This is a genomic window from Paenibacillus sp. IHB B 3084, assembly GCF_001447315.1.
Taxonomy (GTDB): domain Bacteria; phylum Bacillota; class Bacilli; order Paenibacillales; family Paenibacillaceae; genus Paenibacillus.
The window spans coordinates 2,068,150-2,087,708 of the sequence record NZ_CP013203.1 but is presented as its reverse complement, the minus strand read 5'-3'; the positions used below and the strand labels follow the sequence as shown (position 1 = coordinate 2,087,708).

Here is a 19,559-nt window from a genome sequence, read left to right as displayed (position 1 = left end):
CTCCTATTTTGCAAGCAGTAGAATTTGAAATCATATAGCATATGTCGTATAAGGTAGTTATTAACCTTTTTATGCGGGTTATGTACCATCAATGCTATAATGCCCATTACTATAAAAGAAAAACGATAAGTAGGTGTGCGTGAATGAAAACAAATGTGTTATACATCGAGGACGATCAGGATATCGGCGCTTGGATGCATCGGTATTTGGAAGAGCGGAATTACGCTGTGGTGTGGCTGCGCAGCGGGGATGGAGCTGTGGAAGCATCCCATACATGCCAGCTTGTGATTCTGGATGTGATGCTGCCCGGTCTGGATGGATTTACGATTGGAAAAAGGCTCAAGAAGGAGCGGCCGGAGCTTCCGATTCTTATGCTGTCCGCCCGAACCTCCATTGACGATAAGCTGCAAGGGCTGGATTTTGCCGACGATTATGTGACGAAGCCCTTTCACCCGGACGAGCTGATTGCACGTATGGAGGTTTTGCTGCGTCGATCAGGTACGGTGCCCGAGGAATCCTTGCAGTTGGGACATCTGACAGTGTACCCTCCCGATAACCGTATTGTGAACCGTGATACCGGGGAAGAAATTGCGCTGACAGGCAAGCAATATCATATTTTTGCTTATTTGCTGCGGCATTTGGGCCAGATTATGACGAAGGAGCAAATGTATGAAGCCGTGTGGGGCGATCCGTATATCGACGGGGACAAAACCTTAATGGTCCACATTCGACATCTGCGCGAAAAGCTGGAGGTTGATCCTGCCACTCCCCGCATCATTGAGACGATCCGTGGCGTAGGCTATCGGGTGAAAGCATAATGAGCAGGACGCGCAAGAGTTGGGCGAGGTTGCGTCGCAGCTCCAGGCCAGGTCAGGGAGGTCGGTTTCGCAGTTCACTGTTGTTCCGCTATCTGGTCATTATTGTGGTTGCTATGATGCTATTGCCGATTATGTTACCTGCTACGTTAATTGTAAGTAGTGTCTTGTCTGCTTGGGTTACGGATATGAAGCCTGCAAATTCACATTATCTCTCCAGTTCACGGACCGAAGATAGCTGGCATCGTGAAGCTGTAGCCTTAAAAGGAGCCACCCCGGAGCAAATCTCAACCCATTTAAAAAAATACAGGGAAATACGTTTCCCGATTCACAGATATTTTGGGTGGATGCAGCGGGGAAAACAAGGCTGGAGTTGCCGACACAACCAGACCTTCCAGAGCATTGGGACGCGATGCAAGCTATTACATTCATGAAACAAGCAAGCTATCAGGGGCCGTTTACTGTAGTCGCATTTATTGGTGGTGGCCAGAAGAACGCCGATCAGGGCTATATGGTATTGAAAGTTCCTCGTTCGTTTTTTGATCAGTCGCGTACGGACAATAGCATGGCACTGTACTATCTCTTTTTTATTTTACTGATACTCGCAGCATTTATATTCGTATCTCTCCTGTTTTTTGGAGGCATTCGGCGCAGACTGGTGCGGCTTCAGGCAGCCATGTCGCAGAGGGGAGAGGATGGATTACCCATTTTCGTCAGCACCGGACGACCGGATGAAATCGGCAAGCTGGAGGAAGCGTTCAACCAGATGGTTGAGCAACTGGCCGAGAGTCGAGGACGTGAGCGCCAAGAGGAAGAATTGCGAAAAAGGCTGGTCGCCGATCTGTCACACGATATCCGGACACCGCTTACCGTCGTGCGCAGCCATCTGTACTCATTGGACGACGAAAACCTGAGTAACAGGGGAAGGCAGTCTATTACACTGATGGAAAACAAGTTAAAAGACCTCGGAAGCCTGATCGACAACCTGCTCGCCTATAATCTTCTTTCCAGCGGCAAATATACATTGAATAACGAACCGCGTGATATCCTGCGGCTGGTGCGGGAATGTGCGGCCAGCTGGTATCCGGTTTGGGAGAAGGAAGATTTGGAGGTGGATATCGACTTGCCTGAGCATAGTATCGTGTGGAAGGTCGACGAGCAGGGCTTCCGCCGTTTGCTGGACAATCTCTTTCAAAATGTAGTTCGCCATGCTGCCTCAGGCCGATATATTGGTATCCATGTAGAGGAACTTAACGGGAAAGAGGCATTAGTCATTGCGGATAAAGGACCGGGAATGGAGCAGCAATCCAGTGAAAAAGGATCCGGGATTGGCTTGGCGATTACAGAATTACTGGCCCGTGAAATGAATCTGGAGAGGGATATTGTCAGTTCATCGGCCGGGACACAAATCCGTTTCTTAAACAAAACTTAAACTAAGAGTTCCCTTGGCTTTAAACTTGGCACGTTACGATAAGTGTCGAGGTGAGGAACTTGAACGAATACATTATTGAAACGAACAGTCTCAGCAAAATATACAAAGGCCGCCCTGCGGTCAATCAGCTGGATCTGAAAATAGGGCGGGGAGATATTTACGGCTTTCTCGGTCCGAATGGAGCCGGGAAAACGACAACCATTCGCATGTTACTTGGACTCATTCGCCCGACAAGAGGAACGATCCGCATATTCGGTAAGGATATCCGCAGACATAAGCTGGATATTTTGCGTAAAGTCGGCTCGCTGGTCGAATACCCTTCGTATTACGGTCATTTGAACGCAGTGGAAAATCTGGAGGCCATTCGTCGCATTTTAAATGTGCCCAAAGAGAACATTGCGGAAGTGCTGGAAGTCGTTCGACTGACCAAGCATGCCAAACGCCCGGTCAAGGAATACTCGCTGGGGATGAAGCAACGGCTTGGTATCGCCGCCGCGCTGCTAGGCAATCCGGAATTACTTATTTTGGACGAGCCTACAAATGGTTTGGACCCGGAGGGCATTCAGGAAATGCGCGCATTGATTCAGGCGATGCCCAAGGAACGAGGAATCACCGTGCTGGTATCCAGCCATCTGCTGAGCGAAGTGGAGCATATGGCGAATACGGTGGGAATTATCCGCGAAGGAGAACTGGTTTTCCAGAATACGATTCACAATCTCCGTCAGGAATCCGCAGGGGGCATTCGCATCGTCACGTCCGACCCGGAAACAGCCCAGCTCATTGCACGTGAGCAGGGTTATCATTCGGTGAGGGACGGGGCTGCTCTGGATTTTGAAAATATGAATGATGCGGCTGTGGCGCTACTGGTCAGAAGGCTGGTCGAAAATACGCATGCTATATACCGTGTAGAGGAACGCCGCAAATCCCTGGAGGATATGTTCATGCAGGTCGTCGGCAAAGGAGGGGCTTCCCTATGATGCTGCGAGCGTTGACTGCGGATCTGCTCAAAGCGCGCAGAAAGGGTATCTGGTTTCTGGTGTTTCTAGGACCCCTTGGGCTGGTGGCGATGCAGGCACTGAATTTCGGGCTTCGTTATGATTATCTGATTCCGCGCAGCAAGGGTCATCTGTGGGAAGCCCTGATGGATAACATTGCTATTTTCGTTCCCCTTGCGCTGGTGTTAGGGGCCACGATGGTCGCTTCCATGCTGGCGAATGTGGAGCATTCGTCCAACTCCTGGAAGCAGCTATTGGCCTTGCCTATCTCCAGATTCAGTGTCTATATGGCCAAGCTGACGCTGGCTATCGGGATGCTGTGTGTATCCTGCCTGCTCCTTACCGTTGGAACATGGGGACTGGGGATGATACTTGGCTTCGGGGGAGAGCCTGCTCCAATAGGAGAATTGCTGCGGATCGGGTTTTGGCCCTTGGGAGGAACACTGCCCATGCTCGTACTGCTATTGTGGCTAACGGTCACGTTTCATAATCAGGCGCTGCCTGTAACACTGGGCATTACGCTAGGGATCGGCAGCTTGTTTGCTTCCCAGCTATCTGAATGGTTTCCGCTGGCTTGGCCGCAATTCGCATGGGTTGCGCCTCAAGCGTGGATGTTTGCGTCCATCGGCTGCGGAACGGGTGTGCTTCTCAGTCTGCTGACGGCGGCTCATTTTAGCAGAAAGGATGTGGCGTAATGTTCGGAGGATATGTACGACTGCTTTCTGTCGAACGTTTGAAAATAGCCAAGTCGCCCGTCTGGTTGCTCGCGCTCGTCAGCCCGGCGATTGCCGTCCTGATCGGACTGCTGTCGAACCCCGGAGGAAATTGGCTGGCACTACTCTCTAGCATGCTCACAGTGCATGCGCTGCTGTTCATGCCGATGCTGACCGCCGTATTTGCATCCATGGTCTGCCGATTCGAGCATGGGGGCGGCGGCTGGAAGCAACTGCTGTCGTTGCCATTATCCCGCACCAGTCTCTACGCAGCCAAGCTGACGATGATTATGGCTTTGGTGGGGCTGACTCAACTATTGTTCGGGGGAGCGCTGCTGGGTGTTGGAGCTGTGCGAGACATGAATGGGCCGATCCCTTGGTCAGTCATCGCCCAAAGTCTGCTCGCAGGCTGGGTAGCCTGTCTGCCGCTGGCTGCGTTACAGCTAATGGTGTCTTTCCTGTGGTCCAGCTTTGCCGCGCCGCTCGCCTTGAACTTTGTTTTCACAGTGCCCAATATTCTGGTCGCCAACTCACAGACCTATGGACCGTTTTATCCGTGGGTACAGCCTGTGCTGGCGATGATGCCTACCGGAAGAGACAGCTTCGGGGCTTTCATCGTACCAGCCGATACGCTGATTACGGTTGTCCTGGGTAGCTTTGTTGTGTTTGGGATTGCGGGCCTGACGGTATTCCGACGTAAAGAAATATAGGACGGAATATGAGGATTCAGCTCTATCTGTTTTTTCAAGGGCTCTATTAAAACAAATGACCCTCTTATGGGTCATTTGTTTTAAAGTTATCATTCTTCCGGGTCACATTTCAGCATGGGTACATAAAGATCAGTCAGTTTCCAGCTCGGGAAGTTATTCTAAATGCGGCATAGGTCATCAGGGCATAAATAATACCGTACATCGCCCATGCGTCCAGGTTAGATTTAAAGGTAGCAATATTTGTTCAGATGAGCAGAGTGGGGACAAGGGGGTTCAGTTGGTGAAAAACTAAATAAATCATAATTACACCTCGCTTTGAAGGAGTGTGGCAACTTTGACCATTATTCTAGTTTCTGCACACCTATAATATCTCCAGTCGGGCTGTAGCTTACAAGATCAGCACCTTCCTTCATTGCGTCAGAGTAGATGGCCACAAAGCCTTTTTCAGCGGTATTCAGTTTTATACTTTTTAAGAGGGCACTCATAGATTGATTAGAATTTTCGGATGATTTATTTTCTCTACAGCTTTTAGAATGAAGATAGTGTATTTGATAAGTGGAGTTTTTTTGAAGTATACATCGCGCCGGATTGATAAAATACGATAATACATTTCAATCCGGCGTATGACACATTTTAAACTAAGCCCGACATGGCACGGATATTATCGCTGATGAAGCGGCAGGAGGCGTCGAACTTGGCTTGTTCTTCCGGGCTTAGCTCTAGCTCGATGACCTCCTGAATTCCTTTGCTGCCGATGATCGCCGGAACACCTGTGCAGACATTCGTGTGCCCGTACTCGCCATCCAATACGGCAGAAACCGCTATAATTTTACCGTCATCATTTAAAATGGAACGGGTAATGTACGCCAGCGCATTGGCAATACCGAAATAAGTAGCCCCTTTGCGGGTGAAAATCTCCCAGCCTGCATCCTTCGTTTTGCGGGCGATGTCATCCAGATCGACGTGGCTGAAACGCTCCTTATGCTGGCGCAGAATATGCAGGATCGGCTTGCCGCCAATGGTCACGTGTGACCATGCGACGAATTGCGAATCGCCGTGTTCGCCAAGAGCATACCCCTGTACGCTGCGTGGATCTATGGAAAATACCTCGGAAAGCAGCGTTTTAAGCCGGGACGAGTCAATGGAGGTGCCAGTGCCGATTACCTTGTTGCGTGGTAGACCGGATATGCTTTGTACGAGATAGGTCACAATGTCGACAGGATTAGCCGCAATGACGAAGATGCCGTCGAAGCCGCTCTCCATAATCGCCGTTACAATTTCGCGCGTAATGATCACCGCATCATCCAGTACAGACAAACGATCTTGACCTGGTTTGGGGTTAGCCCCGGCCGTGATAATGACAACATCCATATCCGTGCAATCTGCATACGTTCCTGCGTGTACCTTGGTACGTGTAGATGTAAAATCCATACAATGGGACAGATCCAGTGCATGGGCCAAAGCTCGATCATATGTGCGGTCAATCATCATAATTTCGTCACAAATGGACTGATTGACCATTGAGTAGGCACAGCTCGAACCGACCATCCCTGCGCCGACAATAGCTACTTTCCTTGCCTTCCCCTTCATTTATGTTTCCTCCTCGTTCCAGCGAACGTAATATGCTACAAATTATGTCTGAAACCTATTTTACGTTACATAACATAACATATTGCTGATCTTTTGGAAATATCCATCGTTTTGCCTTCATTCCGAAAAATATAAAAATAACGATCACCAGAGGCACATGTATAGGCTGTAATATAGAAGATACGTGGAATACGCAGTATTTTTGCAGGTATGTATTGCAGGGAGTGAGAAGCTTCTTTTTGAGGCGGTATCCGCATTGATTGTGCTTTACGGCGCGATGATGGTAGAAATAATGCCATAGGATCATGGAAGCGTGACATTTATGTGACGTTTCTAAAAAGGACACCCTATCGAATGGGAAATAGGCGAGCTACCACATACTTTGTCAGATTTTAAATGCTGCTGTACAAGCGAAGCGGTCGCTTAAAAAGCTTTCCGTAGGAAAGCGCCCTTCGGAGGCACCATCCGACTGCGCAGTGGCACAATAGGAAACCTTTAAGCCAAGCTTATATGGCAATATGAAGTCGCTTCATGCATTTTTATAAAATATTCGCTTATGACAAAGGTTCCTAGCAGTCCGCAATATTAGAACATTTTTGCCAAAGGGTTTCCATTTGATTCCGCGAATTGTACATATACAAGCTTATTTCTTTCCATACCATCCAGGGAGGTAATGATCAATGGAAGAAAGCAGATCGACGACGGAAGCAGCAAAGCAGTTGGGAATCGGGGCCAGTACCCTTCGTAAATATGCGGCAGCGCTGGAGGAGCAGGGCTATGTGTTCCCGCGTTCCACCAACCAATCGAGAATGTTCAGTCCAGAGGATGTAGAGTGCTTAAAGGTGATGCGAGGGGCGTTGCGTGAGGAGCATTTGACGATGGAGCAGGCGGTTCAGGTGGTGCTTGAGAGGGTAACCGCACCTTTCCAAATCGAGGATGCAGGCATCCGCCTGCCATCCGTATCGGATGGTGAGTCGCTGGCTGCAACCTGGGAGGAAATATTGGCTGCGGCAGAGGGCAGAGATGAGTCTGTGATACAGGCGCAAGCCGCCGCTACTCTTGAATCGGCAGGATTAGAGGATGAAGTTAGCGTACAGGAACAGTCAGAAGGCCCGATGCAGCTACAACCGCAGGAACAACAGACGCATACCTTGGCGTTAACGATTGAGCACAGGCTGGAGCAAACAAGGGAGAGGGAAAAAGAAGAACTGGAACAAACACACGTACAGATACAAACGCAGGAGCCTATAGAGTCCCAAGCACTGACGGAGATGCAAATTATGGTGCAGAGCGCTCTACTGGAGATGAGGATTCGTTTGGAAGAGCTGGAAGTGGAGCATAGCCGGTTGGTGGAGAAGAACACCAGCCTTTCCAATCAGTTGGAGGACCAAAAGCGCTGGATGAAAGAACGGGTGGAAGAGGAACGGGATCGGCAGTTAATCACCAATTTGCGTACCTATCAGGGCAGACAGCGAAAGTCCCGCGGTTCGCTGCTGTCCTGGCTCGGTTTGGCACCACGCAGACGTAGAGAGGCATAGGCATGATAATGATAAGACCATCAGACCTACCCGGTTCTGATGGTCTTATTGTGGATGGTATAATAGCGGAATAGACCGGAGTGTATGGATATAGGGCAGCGGGCGGGTGTATAAGAAGACAAGAGCAAGTCGCATATATAACATGCCGCAGCGTGTATAGGAAAGGGATATTAGAATGTTTACTTGGTTACGGAATGTTTATGAATCTTGGATAGATTACCCGAAACAGCCCGGCGATCTGCTGGGTGGACGTTATCATATCTTGTCGCTGCTGGGTATGGGTAGCTATGGTCTGACCTACCTCTGTTTGGACAAGCACAGCGGGCAGGAGGTGGCGGTCAAGCTACCCAGACCGAGCAAGCGGGCGAAGGGTGTTCAACTGTTGCAGCGTGAGGCCGACATTATGCGACAAATGGAACATCTCTATATCCCGAGGCTGCTCGAAAGTGTGGAGCATCGGAATGGAATGTACCTGGTCATGGAATATATCTCCGGCATGACGTTGGAGGAGCTTATATTTGAACAGGGGCGTTCTTTTACCGAACAGGAATGTATTGTCTACACCTTAGAGCTGATGGAGCGGGTTCTGCATGTGCATGAACAGGGCTACATCCATCGGGATATCCGCATTCCCAATGTGATCCACCGCGAAGGGAAACCGTACCTGATCGACTTTGGCCTTGCACTGGCGATGGGCGAGCAGCAGGAAGATGTATTTACCGAATCTATGCTGGAAAAGCGTGCAGCCGAACGGCAGGATGTCGCTATCTACAGCGATTTGTACGATGTCGGGCATTTGATGCTTTTTATGCTGTACAGCAGTTACGAGCCTCAACCGGATCAACCGCCGGGAAGCTGGCAGGAAGAATTGAAGCTGAGTCCACCTGTACGCCATCTGCTGGAACGTCTTTTTCAGATTGGCCCCAGGTATGAACATAGTCGCCAGTTTATGCTGGAGCTGGAGAAGGCGTTGGTGCAGCAGGAGGGCTAGTCCATAAAGATCGTCCATAAAAATACGGGCATTCGCCGCAAAAATGGGGGAATGCCCCCCTTACGCATCTGACCATATCTACATACAATGATCCTGTAAATGAGCGAAAGGAGTGTTGTAAATGAGTCATATGTGTGGAATGGGTGGTATGGGGTACGGCGGAGCTTGGACCTCTGTAGGAGCGATTCTGGTTCTGTTTATTTTGCTGGTAATTATCTCCAAAACTCTATTTCTGTAATTTTGTTAATAGACGGTTTCCTGTAAAATGCAGAGATGTTGCCCTGCATAGCGCCGGGCGCACAACAATAAAGCGAAGGCCCTTGATGAGAAGGGTCTTCGCTTTATAGGGTTTGAAGGAGCCACTGGCTTCCTTCCTATGCCTGGTTTCATTCGTCGCAGTTCTTTACTTACGAACTGGAGTAATGACGGCGTTTGTCCTTGTAATATTGGTGCCCGTTATGGCTGTTCTTGTATCCTAAATCGGATGAAGAGCGGCGTTTACGTTCGTAATAACGGTCCGAGCTACTGTATTTCCGCTTATGAGAATGAGAGGTGGAATGTAGCAGGCGGTGCAATAATTTTTTGAGCATCGTCTAATCCTCCTTCTTAATCCTGTCCGACTGATTTTTTTAGATCATTTTCTGACATAGACAGGTTCTTATGAAACGGTAATACGCAGCGGTGTTGGAATGGGTTCCACTAATTTAAAGGTTTTAAGGATTTGGCCTGAAACTCGGCAATATCCTTGAATTCCTCTTCAAATTTACGCGAAATGCGGATATAGATTGGCAGTAAATCACGGTAAATATCCACATGCTCCGCCACGGGCTTATGCTGGTGAGTGGTGCCGATCATATCGGATACAGCGTCCAGCGAATCAATTCGTCCCAGTGCGTACAAGCCCAAAATAGCTGCGCCAAGACAGGAGCTTTCCAGACTTTCCGGGATAATGACCTCCTGATCGAAAATATCCGCCATAAGCTGTCGCCACAGCTCCGAGCGTGCGAATCCGCCAGTGGCGTGAATGACCGAAGGTCTGTCGATGACCTCTTCCATGGCCAGCATAACCGTGTACAGGTTGAACAGCACACCCTCCAGAGCGGCGCGGATCATGTGCTCTTTTTTGTGACGCAGGGACAAGCCGAAGAAGGAGCCGCGGGCATTCGGGTCCCACAGGGGTGCACGTTCTCCGGACAGATACGGGAGAAAGAGCAGGCCGTCCGAGCCGGGGCGTACCTGTTCCGCGATTTGGGTCAGCACATGGTACGGATCAAGCCCTAATCGTTTGGCGGTTTCCACCTCGGAGGCTGCAAATTCATCGCGAATCCAGCGGAAAACGATGCCGCCATTGTTCACCGGGCCGCCGATCACCCACAGCTTTTCGGTCAATGCGTAGCAGAAAAAGCGTCCCTTGGCATCGGTCAACGGCTTATCGACCACAGTGCGGATGGCTCCGCTGGTACCGATCGTGACAGCGACAACTCCCGGTTTGATGGCATTCACACCAAGGTTGGACAAGACACCGTCACTGGCTCCGATGACAAAAGGAGTCGTCTCCAGCAAGCCCATGTCATGCGCATAGGTCGCATCCAGTCCCTTCAGGACATGAGTCGTAGGCACCAGCTCAGACAACTGCTCCTTCGTCACACCGGCAATACGCAGTGCTTCCTCGTCCCAATCCAGTTGCTCCAAATTCATGAGGCCGGTAGCGGAGGCAATCGAATGATCCACGACATATTGCTGGAACAACCGGACAAATACGTATTCCTTGATAGAAATATATTTGTACGTTTGTGCCGCAATATCCGGCAAATCCCGTGTAATCCACATCAGCTTCGTCAGCGGCGACATGGGATGAACGGGTGTCCCGGTGCGCAAGTAAATGTCATGTCCGTTGTATTCATGCTTGAGCGCTTCAGCCCATTTAGCGCTGCGGTTATCTGCCCATGTGATGGAGGCGGTCAGCGGCTTGCCGTTCTTATCCACCGCCAGAACGCTGTGCATGGCCGAACTGAAGGAGACGAACAACACATGCTCGGCTGCTACTCCGCTTTGTTTCATGACCTCCTGCACCGTTGTCACGACGGCTTTGAAAATATCCTCCGGGTTCTGTTCCGCCGCATCCGGCTCAGGTGTGTGCAGCGGATAGCCTACATGATGCTGGGCAGCAATATTGCCGTTTTCTTCGAAAAGCACCGCCTTGGTACTGGTCGTACCGATATCAACGCCGATCATATACCGAGTGTCTGTCATATTCAATCTCCCCTTCACTTACCGTTATTAGCTCATTATCGTTAAATTAACACACTCAGCAGCATAATCAAACCGAAGGCGACCAGGGAGAGGATGGTTTCCATCGCGGTCCATGATTTGAGAGTCTGGGGAACCGTCATGTTGAAAAATTCTTTGATCATCCAAAAACCGGCGTCATTCACATGCGAAAGGATCAGCGATCCCGCCCCTGTAGCAAGGACAACCAGCTCGATATTCACGCCGGGTGTAAGTGCCAGCACAGGTGCGACAATACCGGAGCCTGTCGTCATCGCAACCGTAGCGGACCCGGTGGCCACACGAATGAGCGCAGCGACCAGAAAAGCAAACACGATTACATTCATATGCGCCCCCGTAGCCACCGCTGCAATGGCCTGACCTACGCCGCTGTCGATCAATACGGTTTTAAATGCGCCCCCACTGCCGATGATTAAAATAATAGAGGCTGTGGGTGCCAGACATTCACTGGTAAAACGGGATAAATCCTCTTTCTTCAAGCCGCGTGCGTAACCAAGTGAGAAAAACGAAAATACAGCCGCAATCAGTAACGCCATAACCTCATCACCGATAAATTTGAAAAATACCGTAAGTGGATGCGTATTGGACGGGTCCACAATTTCAGCGACCGATCCGCTGAGCATCAGGATAACAGGCAGCAAAATAGTAAACAAGGTAATCCAAAAAGGCGGCAACGGCCGTCCTGTTGTATTGGTGAACTGCTCGTCCAGCTTCTCGGAGGGTCTGACCATAATTTTTTTGCCAATCCAGGCACCGAAGACCGGACCTGCAATAATAGCGGAAGGAATACCGACGATGAGCGCATACCCTATCGTGCGTCCGATATTGGCGTTAAAGGCTTCAATCGCGATCATCGGAGCCGGATGGGGCGGCAAAAGTCCATGTACCGTCGATAGCCCCGCCAGCATGGGAATACCGATTTTCAGCAGAGACATATTCATTTTACGGGCGACCGTGAACAGAATCGGAATTAATAAAATAATGCCAACTTCGAAAAATACCGGAATACCCACGATAAAGCCTACGATCATCATGGCCCAATGGACACGTTTTTCACCAAACCGATCCATAAGTGTAGTTGCAATACGCTCGGCACCGCCGGATTCCGCCATCATTTTACCAAGCATGGTGCCTAGCCCGATGACGATGGCGATGGAGCCAAGTGTGCTCCCGAGGCCCTTGGTGATGGAGGCAGTAACTTCATGTCCCGGCATCCCGTTAACCAGCCCGAGAAATACGGAGGAAAGCAGTAGTGAAACAAAGGGATTCCATTTAAACTTGGCAATCAGCAAAATCAAAAGAATGATGGTAATTAGCGCCCACGTAAGTAGTGAAGCGTTATGGCTCAAGCCGAATAGGGTGTTCATGAAGTAATGCCTCCTTATGCGTTAATGTGTAGTACATGTATACTTGTCGACAACTTTAGTCTAAAAAGGAACTGCGCCAGCTTAGAACACCTAAAGCGCGGTGCAGCGGCTCCTTTTATACATTTTGCGGATTAGGGCAGACTCTTGCGGTAAGGGGACAGAACGCTGTCGTTTACCGCGTTGCGGGTGTCCCGGTAATGATCCTCGATAAATTCGGACAGCTCCTGAGCGCTCCCTTGGTTTAAAGCGTTTGCAAAGGTACGATGTTTGTGAATCGTGACTTGGGATTCTTCAATCTTGGACGTAAAGCGTTGTTCTGTGGCAGCCAGCATGACCGTCAGGATCAACTGCCTCATTCCGTTCCAGGTGTGGAGAATACGAGCATGGCCTGCTTCCAGCACCAGAGCCTCATGAAAATTGAAGTCCTGAAGAGAAAATTCAACGACGTCTCTGTGCTTGAGAGCGACTTCCATTTTATCAATCATCCGGTTTAAAGCGGTCACCAACCCGGCATTGTCTCTATGTACAAATCTTTGTACAACAAAATGCTCAATCAGCATTCGCACATCGAAAAGCTCCTCCATATCAGCGGGCGTCATGCCTATGACAATCGCCCCCATGCGTTCCAAGCGAAGCAATCCTTCACTGGAAAGCACTTTTAACGCTTCACGAACAGGAGAACGGCTGGTGCCAAAATCGGCAGCAATCTGATTTTCAGATAATACCGTGCCGGGTGTCTGCATGCCACGGATAATCTGAAGTCGAAGCTCACAAGCAATCCTTTCACCAAGCGATGCACCCTGTAGCCAGATTGACGGATATTTCATAGGCATACTCCTTCTTGAAAATTTAGGTTGCCTCTTTCGGGCATACTTGTATACAAGTTATGAAGTATTATATACCCCGTAAAAGATACTTGTAAACGGTGTCAATGGACATCGGTTCCATTTCAATGCTTTTAGCGTTACAATAGAAGCAGAAAAGAAGCAGAAAAAAGCAGCAGTGAAAGTGGAACGAACACGGAAAAGAAGGAGACCGTTTAATGATTATTATTAAAACCAAAGAACAAATTGAAAATATGAAGAAAGCTGGCGAAATTTTGGCTGCTTGCCACCGGGAAATTGCCAAAATGATCAAGCCGGGTATTACAACACTGGAAATTGATGCCTTCGCGGAATCGTTTATGAAAAAGCATGGCGCAACGCCGGAACAAAAGGGCTACAACGGCTACCAGTTTGCGACTTGTGGATCGCCTAACGATGTCATTTGCCACGGTTTTCCGAACAAGACACCGTTGAAGGACGGGGACATCGTGACGATTGACATGGTCGTAAACCTGAACGGCTGGCTGGCGGATTCCGCCTGGTCGTATGCAGTGGGTAATGTTTCCGAGCAGGCACAAAAGCTGCTGGACGTTACGAAGGAATCCCTGTACAGAGGGATTGAGCAGGCTGTAATCGGTAACCGGATCGGCGATATTTCCCATGCGATCCAAACCTATGCGGAAGCGGAAGGCTTCTCGGTTGTACGCGAATTCATCGGTCACGGTATCGGAGAAGATATGCATGAGCAACCGCAGGTGCCGCATTATGGACCACCGCATCGCGGACCGCGCCTGAAAGAAGGCATGGTCATTACGATTGAGCCGATGCTGAACACGGGCACCTACCGCAGCAAAGTGGATGCAGACGGATGGACGGCGCGTACACTGGACGGCGGTTTGTCGGCGCAATACGAGCATACGCTGGCGATTACAGCGGACGGCCCGATTATTTTGACGCAGCAATAAATCAGGTAGGCGTAATACAGAAAAAGGGGCTGTCCAGAGGACAGTCTCTTTTAGTATAAATGAGGAATACACATGGTGATGAATGAAAAGATTATTTTGGCTTCCCGTCCGCAAGGGCTACCGACTGCTGAATATTTTACATTCGTGAAGAGCCTCTGTCTGCCCCACAAGCAGGTGAAGTGGTTGTAAAGACGCTGTATCTGTCTGTTAATCCGTACAGCGAGGCCGCATGCGGGATGCCAAATCGTATTCGCCTCCTTACCCGCTGGGTGAAGTGAGGCCATTTTTCCGGGCAGGTGTGATGCCGTTACACAACAAGCAAAAAGACACGACTTCCTGTTGGAAGGTCGTGTCTTTTTGGAGTATGCAACAACATGCTTACTGCACGCGAGTATCTGTTTGTCAGATTCGGACTTCTGCCTCATTCAGATTGAGCTGACGATATTGAAAATACATACGAAGCCGCCAGTGCAGCAATGTCCCGAAGGCGAGAATGAAAAATAGCCCCGCCGTCTGTGGAATGGTAATGTAGCGCTGGATAAACTCATGCAGCAGCAGGCGAACGATCAGCAGACTGATCAGGATAAAAAAGAAGGTGCGTGAGCGTTGTACAAAAACTTGTCCTTCTTGCATCTCAAACTTGGTGCTGCGGATCAGCGGATACGAGAAAATAAACCAGCCAACCAGAAAAGCGCCCATCGCCCAAAGCAAGGGAACCCGTACCTCTGGCACGATAAACATCATAAAGCCGGTGCTCATGCCGAGCGGAGGGATGATAATCTTTTTGGCGTTAACCGGGCGGTGACCTGTCTTCATACGGATGAAAATAGCCGAAACAGCGATTAAGATCATGCCGAAGGTTGCGCCATATTGCAGAATTGGGGTGCTGATATGAAACATGGACGGGGCCCCCTCTATAAGAAATGTAAGCGTTATTGGCCAGACTGCAAACCTTTTTTATTATATCACATATGTAATGGATATATTTAGTTACAGTCTTTCCTCCGGCAAGCGGATTATACGCTCGATTGTGGTGACTGGCCCAACGATCTCGGGTCTCTATCATACTTATGCAAGATGCTCTGCTTGTACCTCTCCTTGCGCCGATTTTTTCTCCTGACGCATGATATAACCCATGGCTGTAATAATAAGGATAAAAGCGATGAGTGCGAGAAAAGGAATGGTAATAAAATCAAACCAGTTCAGGTAATCCTGCTCACAGGATACTCTTCCACAGGACGTTGAAGCCTGAGTAGCCGCTTTGGCGGCTGCATGGATGCGCTGAATCACAAAATGGTAGGCCGAAATACCGCCACCAATGATCGCCAGCGGCATGACATAACGCCGTATTCCTGTATCTCCCCGAAAATAAGCGATTCCGAGCAGCAGAGTCAGGGGATACATCAGAATGCGCTGAAACCAGCATAGCTTGCAAGGCTCATACCCCAAAATCTCGCTGAGATAGAGGCTGCCTAATGTAGCCACACAAGCCACAACCCAGGCGGCAAACAAAGCAATATCCGTTTTTTTTAACGATCCAATCATAGTAACGCTCCTTTTTTGATTCAAATGAGAACAAAATGAACTCACCGTGTCTTGTCCGATCGGGCGGGCATCTGCCGATATGGATGTCTTATCCATATTGTACTGTATTTTGAGTGCAGGGTCATACTTAAACATATTGACATCATTCACTATCGTTTTTATAATTACAATAGTTTGGGAAGTTAATAAGGATTCAAGATTCAGATATATATACTATGAGAAATGTAGGAGTGTGTCCAGAATGTCAAGTATCCAAAAAAACGAAACTCTGTCTGTCATTAGTGAAAGACATGCGGTAAAAAGTTATGTTAAGGATTTTAAATTGCCAGAGGAAGATCTGGAAGCTATTTTGACAGCTGCGATAGAAGCTCCTTCCGCCTGGAACCTTCAACACTGGAAATTCCTCGTGATTGAAACCGAAGCTGACAAGCAAAAGTTGCTGCCTATCGCCTACAACCAAGGTCAAGTAGCGGAAAGCTCCGTAACGATTGTCGTATTGGGTGATTTGGAAGCGAACCGTAACACAGTTATTTATGATCAAGCGGTAGAAGCAGGCTCATTGCCAGCAGAAATCCGTGACGCCTTGGTAGGCCAAATCAACGGTGCTTACCAAAACGCACAAGTAGCTCGCGATGCAGCGCTCCTGAACTCTGCTTTTGCGGCACAGAATATTATGCTGGCTGCTAAATCTCTGGGCTATGACACTTGCGCTATGGGCGGTTTCATTCCTGCGCAATTGATCGAGCAATTCAACGTTCCTGCACGTTACCTGCCAGTAATGCTGATTACGGTAGGTAAAGCACAAGTGCCGGCACGTCCATCAGGACGTTTCCCATTGTCTGAAGTTGTTGTAAAAGGTAGCTTCTAAGAATAATTTTTAACATAAAAAGGGTGTTCCTGCAACCGTCGTGGTTGGGGGAACACCCTTTTGTTATGCCTAGGTAAGGTTGCAAGAATGCTTTTGCTCTAATCCGAACGCTTGGAAACGAGATATACCAGCTCCAGCGTCAGAATAGGCAAAAAGACAGAAGCCGGATAGGCCAGATAGCGCGGCTCCCATTGCGGCTTGAACTTATCCTTGAAGCGGCGTAGTCCTTGAAAGCCGTAAAAATGCCCTCCGTATTGGAAAACGAGCCGGGCCAGCTTTTCTTCGCGCAACGCTTTTTCGCTTTGTCCTACCTGGGACAGCGGTGCCATACCGAGATTGAATGTCGCATACCCGCTGTCTTTGGCCCACTCGATCACTCGTGTGAACAAGTAGTCCATCGTGCCATTTGGCGTATCAGGCAGATGACGCATCAGGTCTATGGAGACCGTCTGTCCACAGTCATAGGCAGGGGCCATTGTCGCGAAGGCGATGATCTTTCCTTCAGGGTCCTTTAACAGCGCAATCGGGGCTAACTGAAGATAAGGCTCCTTGAAACAGCCGAGCGAATAGCCCTTCTCCTTCCGTCCGTCCAGCCAGATATTCGAAATGTGATGAAGCTCCTCAATTAATGCTCTATCCAAAGGCGGCTGGATCATTTCGAATGTGTAACCCTCACGGTCAAAGCGGTTCTTGGCACTGCGCAGCACCTGATTGCTTTTACCTGTCAGTGTAAAGGACTCCAGCGGCACCAGCGCTTCCTCGCCGAGCTTGAAAAACCGATAGCCGTTCTCATGGTAGATGGACAAATACTCCGGTGATGCCTGATAAAATACAGCCGTTAACGCATACCGGTCTGCGAAGCGCTGAAATTCCTGAATCGCTTCGCTCACACGTTCTTCCGGACCCAGCGGGTCACCTAACACAATCAGTTTGTCCCGGCTGCGGGCATAGGGAATAACCACTTGTTCGTTCTTGGTCCAATACAGATATTTATCACCTAGAAAGAGCATATGAGAAACCAAATTTCCGCCTTGCTTTTCCAGAAATTCTTTTAGCTTATCCAGTTCCTGCGCATCAGGTAGATTGCCGATTCCACGCTGGGGACGGAGGAAGAAATATACCGTCAGGAATACCCACGCCAAAATCAGACTGAACACCGCTGTAACCCCGTAATCGCTGCGGTTCATAAAAAAGTCCAGATGGACCTTGGCGTGCAGATGGCGCATAAACGGAGTATTGGAGCCTGCCCCTATTATAAAGTAAGCGCCGGTCACGAGCAGAGACAATCCGCCCCATATTAAAATATTGTGCCGATTCAGCGGCGCACTAACCCGATAAAACCGCGAGCGCGAGACCCACAGCATCAGCGCTACGAACAACAGGAATAGAGCTTCCTCGAAATCCAGACCCTTAATGAAGGTGAAAATGGACCCCGCAAGCAGCAGTACCAGCGTCAGCCGCAGGGCTCTGCGAATGCGCAGGGATATGCCGTGAGACAGCACTACGAGCATAATCCCGATGACGACTGAGATTTCGTGCGACAGGCGCATGACGGGCAGACTGAGCAGATGCTCGGCAAAACGCAGCCGATACAGCAGACCTGGCGTAGCCGCCGACAGAAGAAGCACCACGCCAGAGATGAGTACCAGCTTGCCGAGTGCCCATACCCCGAGGTCGGCCAGAAAGCGGAATTGACCGGGCCAGCCCCATACCTTTTGCCAAGCGTTGAGTGAGGTTTCCCAACCCGTCTCTGCCAGTTGGCTCAGACGTTCGTTGCGTGGTAATATTTCCAGCGCAGCCAGCACCAGGCCGATTAGCCACGGAATGATGTAATAAAAGACGCGAAAGGCCAGCAGCACAGCCAATGCCCGATCCGAGTTGGCGCCTGCCATTTGCAGCCCGAGTAGGGCAATGATGTCGAATGCGCCGACCCCTCCGGGCGCCAGACTGATCAGCCCGGCAATCGCGGCAATCACATAAATGCCGAACACGGCATTTATCGGCAGCTCATGCAGCAAGTGCGAGCCGATCCATGCAAAAGTAAGACCAGCCAGCAGCCATTCCAGCAGCGAAGCGCCGATGGAAGCGGAGATGGTGGACCAGGAAAGCTGGCCTTCTCCCTTGTTGAACCAACTGGCGTATCGTTTGGAGCGCTGCATAATCAGAAACAGCGGCAGGTACAGCGCCATTCCCCATAACGCCCAATGAAGCCACGGATGAGCATCCAGCACGGGCTGTACCGGATACAGATGGGCGATCGCGCCCCAGGCCAGCAAAGACAGACCCGTAATGACCACAGGCGAAAGGAACACGACCGCAGAGGTGATAACACCCAGCGGCACGCCGCTTTTTCTGTACAGCACCGTGCGCAATCCCGCTCCTGTAAAGCCTGCAAAGCCAAAGACGTTATTGAAGGTGTTCGAAATCCAGGCGTACCGGAATGTCGCTCCGGGCTTGACCTGTAGTTTGAAATGATGCCTGATCACGTAATCGTATGCGCTCATGGCGGCCACGGCTATCAGTGAGAACAAGCCGATTTCGATGAGAAAGGTAGCATCCATTCGCCGCAGCTCATGAAGCATACGTGCCAGATTGAAGCTTTTCAGCTCTCGTCCAGCCTCCCATATAATAAAAGCCAATACAGCCAGTGGAAGCAAAATACGTGTCAGCCGCTGCCTGTAGATGGTCATCATGAACTGTACGATTTTAAAGGATTGGATCGGTTTGTGATTTGAATTCATAGATTCACCTGCCTGAAAAATAATGAAATAGATTCTGAATGATACACGGAAATATCATGCCCAATGAAAGGCTACTATATATTATACCTGTAATAAACGAACGAATAACAACAGAAGGGTTACGAAAACCGGATTTTCAGATTGATTGCCGTAAATAATTCCAATATAATGATAAA

The 19,559-nt window shown here is 49.6% G+C and carries 17 protein-coding genes and 1 pseudogene; 10 read left to right on the top strand and 8 right to left on the bottom strand.

Annotated elements, in window-relative coordinates; translation table 11 throughout:
- Positions 1-143 precede the first annotated feature (143 nt).
- The 5 genes and pseudogenes from ASL14_RS09815 (at position 144) to ASL14_RS09795 (ending at position 4,665) form a co-directional block, all read left to right on the top strand.
- The gene (locus ASL14_RS09815) at positions 144-818 is read left to right on the top strand and encodes a response regulator transcription factor (RefSeq protein WP_134911442.1); all 675 of its coding nucleotides are present in this window, start codon (positions 144-146) and stop codon (positions 816-818) included.
- A pseudogene (locus ASL14_RS09810) lies at positions 818-2,247 on the top strand (sensor histidine kinase). The gene ASL14_RS09815 and the pseudogene ASL14_RS09810 overlap by 1 nt, the downstream one beginning before the upstream one ends.
- A 59-nt stretch (positions 2,248-2,306) precedes the next feature.
- Positions 2,307-3,224, top strand: a complete 918-nt coding sequence (locus ASL14_RS09805; protein ID WP_134911441.1) for an ABC transporter ATP-binding protein — start codon at positions 2,307-2,309, stop codon at positions 3,222-3,224.
- The gene (locus ASL14_RS09800) at positions 3,221-3,937 is read left to right on the top strand and encodes an ABC transporter permease (protein WP_134911440.1); all 717 of its coding nucleotides are present in this window, start codon (positions 3,221-3,223) and stop codon (positions 3,935-3,937) included. The genes ASL14_RS09805 and ASL14_RS09800 overlap by 4 nt, the downstream gene beginning before the upstream one ends.
- On the top strand, positions 3,937-4,665 hold the full coding sequence (locus ASL14_RS09795) for an ABC transporter permease (RefSeq protein WP_134911439.1): 729 nt from the start codon (positions 3,937-3,939) through the stop codon (positions 4,663-4,665). The genes ASL14_RS09800 and ASL14_RS09795 overlap by 1 nt, the downstream gene beginning before the upstream one ends.
- A 633-nt stretch (positions 4,666-5,298) precedes the next feature.
- On the opposite strand, the gene ASL14_RS09790 is transcribed toward ASL14_RS09795, so the two are convergent.
- A complete protein-coding gene (locus tag ASL14_RS09790; RefSeq protein ID WP_134911438.1) occupies positions 5,299-6,255 on the bottom strand; it encodes an L-lactate dehydrogenase in 957 nt (318 codons plus the stop codon).
- Positions 6,256-6,935: 680 nt separating this feature from the next.
- On the opposite strand from ASL14_RS09790, the gene ASL14_RS09785 reads away from it, so the two are divergent.
- The 3 genes from ASL14_RS09785 to ASL14_RS27985 all read left to right on the top strand — a co-directional run bounded on the left by ASL14_RS09785 (position 6,936) and on the right by ASL14_RS27985 (position 9,022).
- Positions 6,936-7,793, top strand: a complete 858-nt coding sequence (locus ASL14_RS09785) for a MerR family transcriptional regulator (RefSeq protein ID WP_134911437.1) — start codon at positions 6,936-6,938, stop codon at positions 7,791-7,793.
- A 175-nt stretch (positions 7,794-7,968) separates the two neighbouring features.
- Positions 7,969-8,784, top strand: coding sequence for a serine/threonine protein kinase (locus ASL14_RS09780; protein ID WP_134911436.1), 816 nt, complete (start codon positions 7,969-7,971; stop codon positions 8,782-8,784).
- Between the two features lie 139 nt (positions 8,785-8,923).
- Positions 8,924-9,022: a YjcZ family sporulation protein gene (locus ASL14_RS27985; RefSeq protein ID WP_412177974.1), complete on the top strand. Its 99-nt coding sequence runs from the start codon at positions 8,924-8,926 to the stop codon at positions 9,020-9,022.
- 169 nt (positions 9,023-9,191) lie between these two features.
- Here the strand turns inward: ASL14_RS27985 and ASL14_RS09775 are convergent, their stop codons facing one another.
- The 4 genes from ASL14_RS09775 to ASL14_RS09760 all read right to left on the bottom strand — a co-directional run bounded on the left by ASL14_RS09775 (position 9,192) and on the right by ASL14_RS09760 (position 13,267).
- Positions 9,192-9,374, bottom strand: a complete 183-nt coding sequence (locus ASL14_RS09775) for a hypothetical protein (RefSeq protein WP_044646279.1) — start codon at positions 9,372-9,374, stop codon at positions 9,192-9,194.
- A 109-nt stretch (positions 9,375-9,483) separates the two neighbouring features.
- Entirely contained in the window at positions 9,484-11,037 is a 1,554-nt protein-coding gene (gene gntK, locus ASL14_RS09770; protein WP_134911435.1) for a gluconokinase, read from the bottom strand.
- Positions 11,038-11,078: 41 nt separating this feature from the next.
- Positions 11,079-12,440, bottom strand: a complete 1,362-nt coding sequence (locus ASL14_RS09765; protein ID WP_134911434.1) for a GntP family permease — start codon at positions 12,438-12,440, stop codon at positions 11,079-11,081.
- 131 nt (positions 12,441-12,571) lie between these two features.
- Positions 12,572-13,267: a GntR family transcriptional regulator gene (locus ASL14_RS09760; RefSeq protein ID WP_134911433.1), complete on the bottom strand. Its 696-nt coding sequence runs from the start codon at positions 13,265-13,267 to the stop codon at positions 12,572-12,574.
- Between the two features lie 215 nt (positions 13,268-13,482).
- Between ASL14_RS09760 and map the strand changes: the two genes are divergently transcribed.
- Positions 13,483-14,229 (top strand): type I methionyl aminopeptidase, encoded by a 747-nt coding sequence (gene map, locus ASL14_RS09755; protein WP_044646282.1) that lies wholly within the window; start codon positions 13,483-13,485, stop codon positions 14,227-14,229.
- Positions 14,230-14,631: 402 nt separating this feature from the next.
- Here the strand turns inward: map and ASL14_RS09750 are convergent, their stop codons facing one another.
- Both ASL14_RS09750 and ASL14_RS09745 read right to left on the bottom strand, forming a co-directional pair.
- Entirely contained in the window at positions 14,632-15,129 is a 498-nt protein-coding gene (locus ASL14_RS09750) for a CcdC family protein (protein ID WP_134911432.1), read from the bottom strand.
- Between the two features lie 168 nt (positions 15,130-15,297).
- On the bottom strand, positions 15,298-15,774 hold the full coding sequence (locus ASL14_RS09745) for a disulfide oxidoreductase (RefSeq protein ID WP_134911431.1): 477 nt from the start codon (positions 15,772-15,774) through the stop codon (positions 15,298-15,300).
- A gap of 241 nt (positions 15,775-16,015) precedes the next feature.
- On the opposite strand from ASL14_RS09745, the gene ASL14_RS09740 reads away from it, so the two are divergent.
- Positions 16,016-16,642, top strand: coding sequence for a nitroreductase family protein (locus ASL14_RS09740; RefSeq protein WP_134911430.1), 627 nt, complete (start codon positions 16,016-16,018; stop codon positions 16,640-16,642).
- A gap of 98 nt (positions 16,643-16,740) precedes the next feature.
- Here ASL14_RS09740 and mprF read toward each other — a convergent pair whose 3' ends face one another.
- A complete protein-coding gene (gene mprF, locus ASL14_RS09735; RefSeq protein WP_134911429.1) occupies positions 16,741-19,383 on the bottom strand; it encodes a bifunctional lysylphosphatidylglycerol flippase/synthetase MprF in 2,643 nt (880 codons plus the stop codon).
- Positions 19,384-19,559 lie beyond the last annotated feature (176 nt).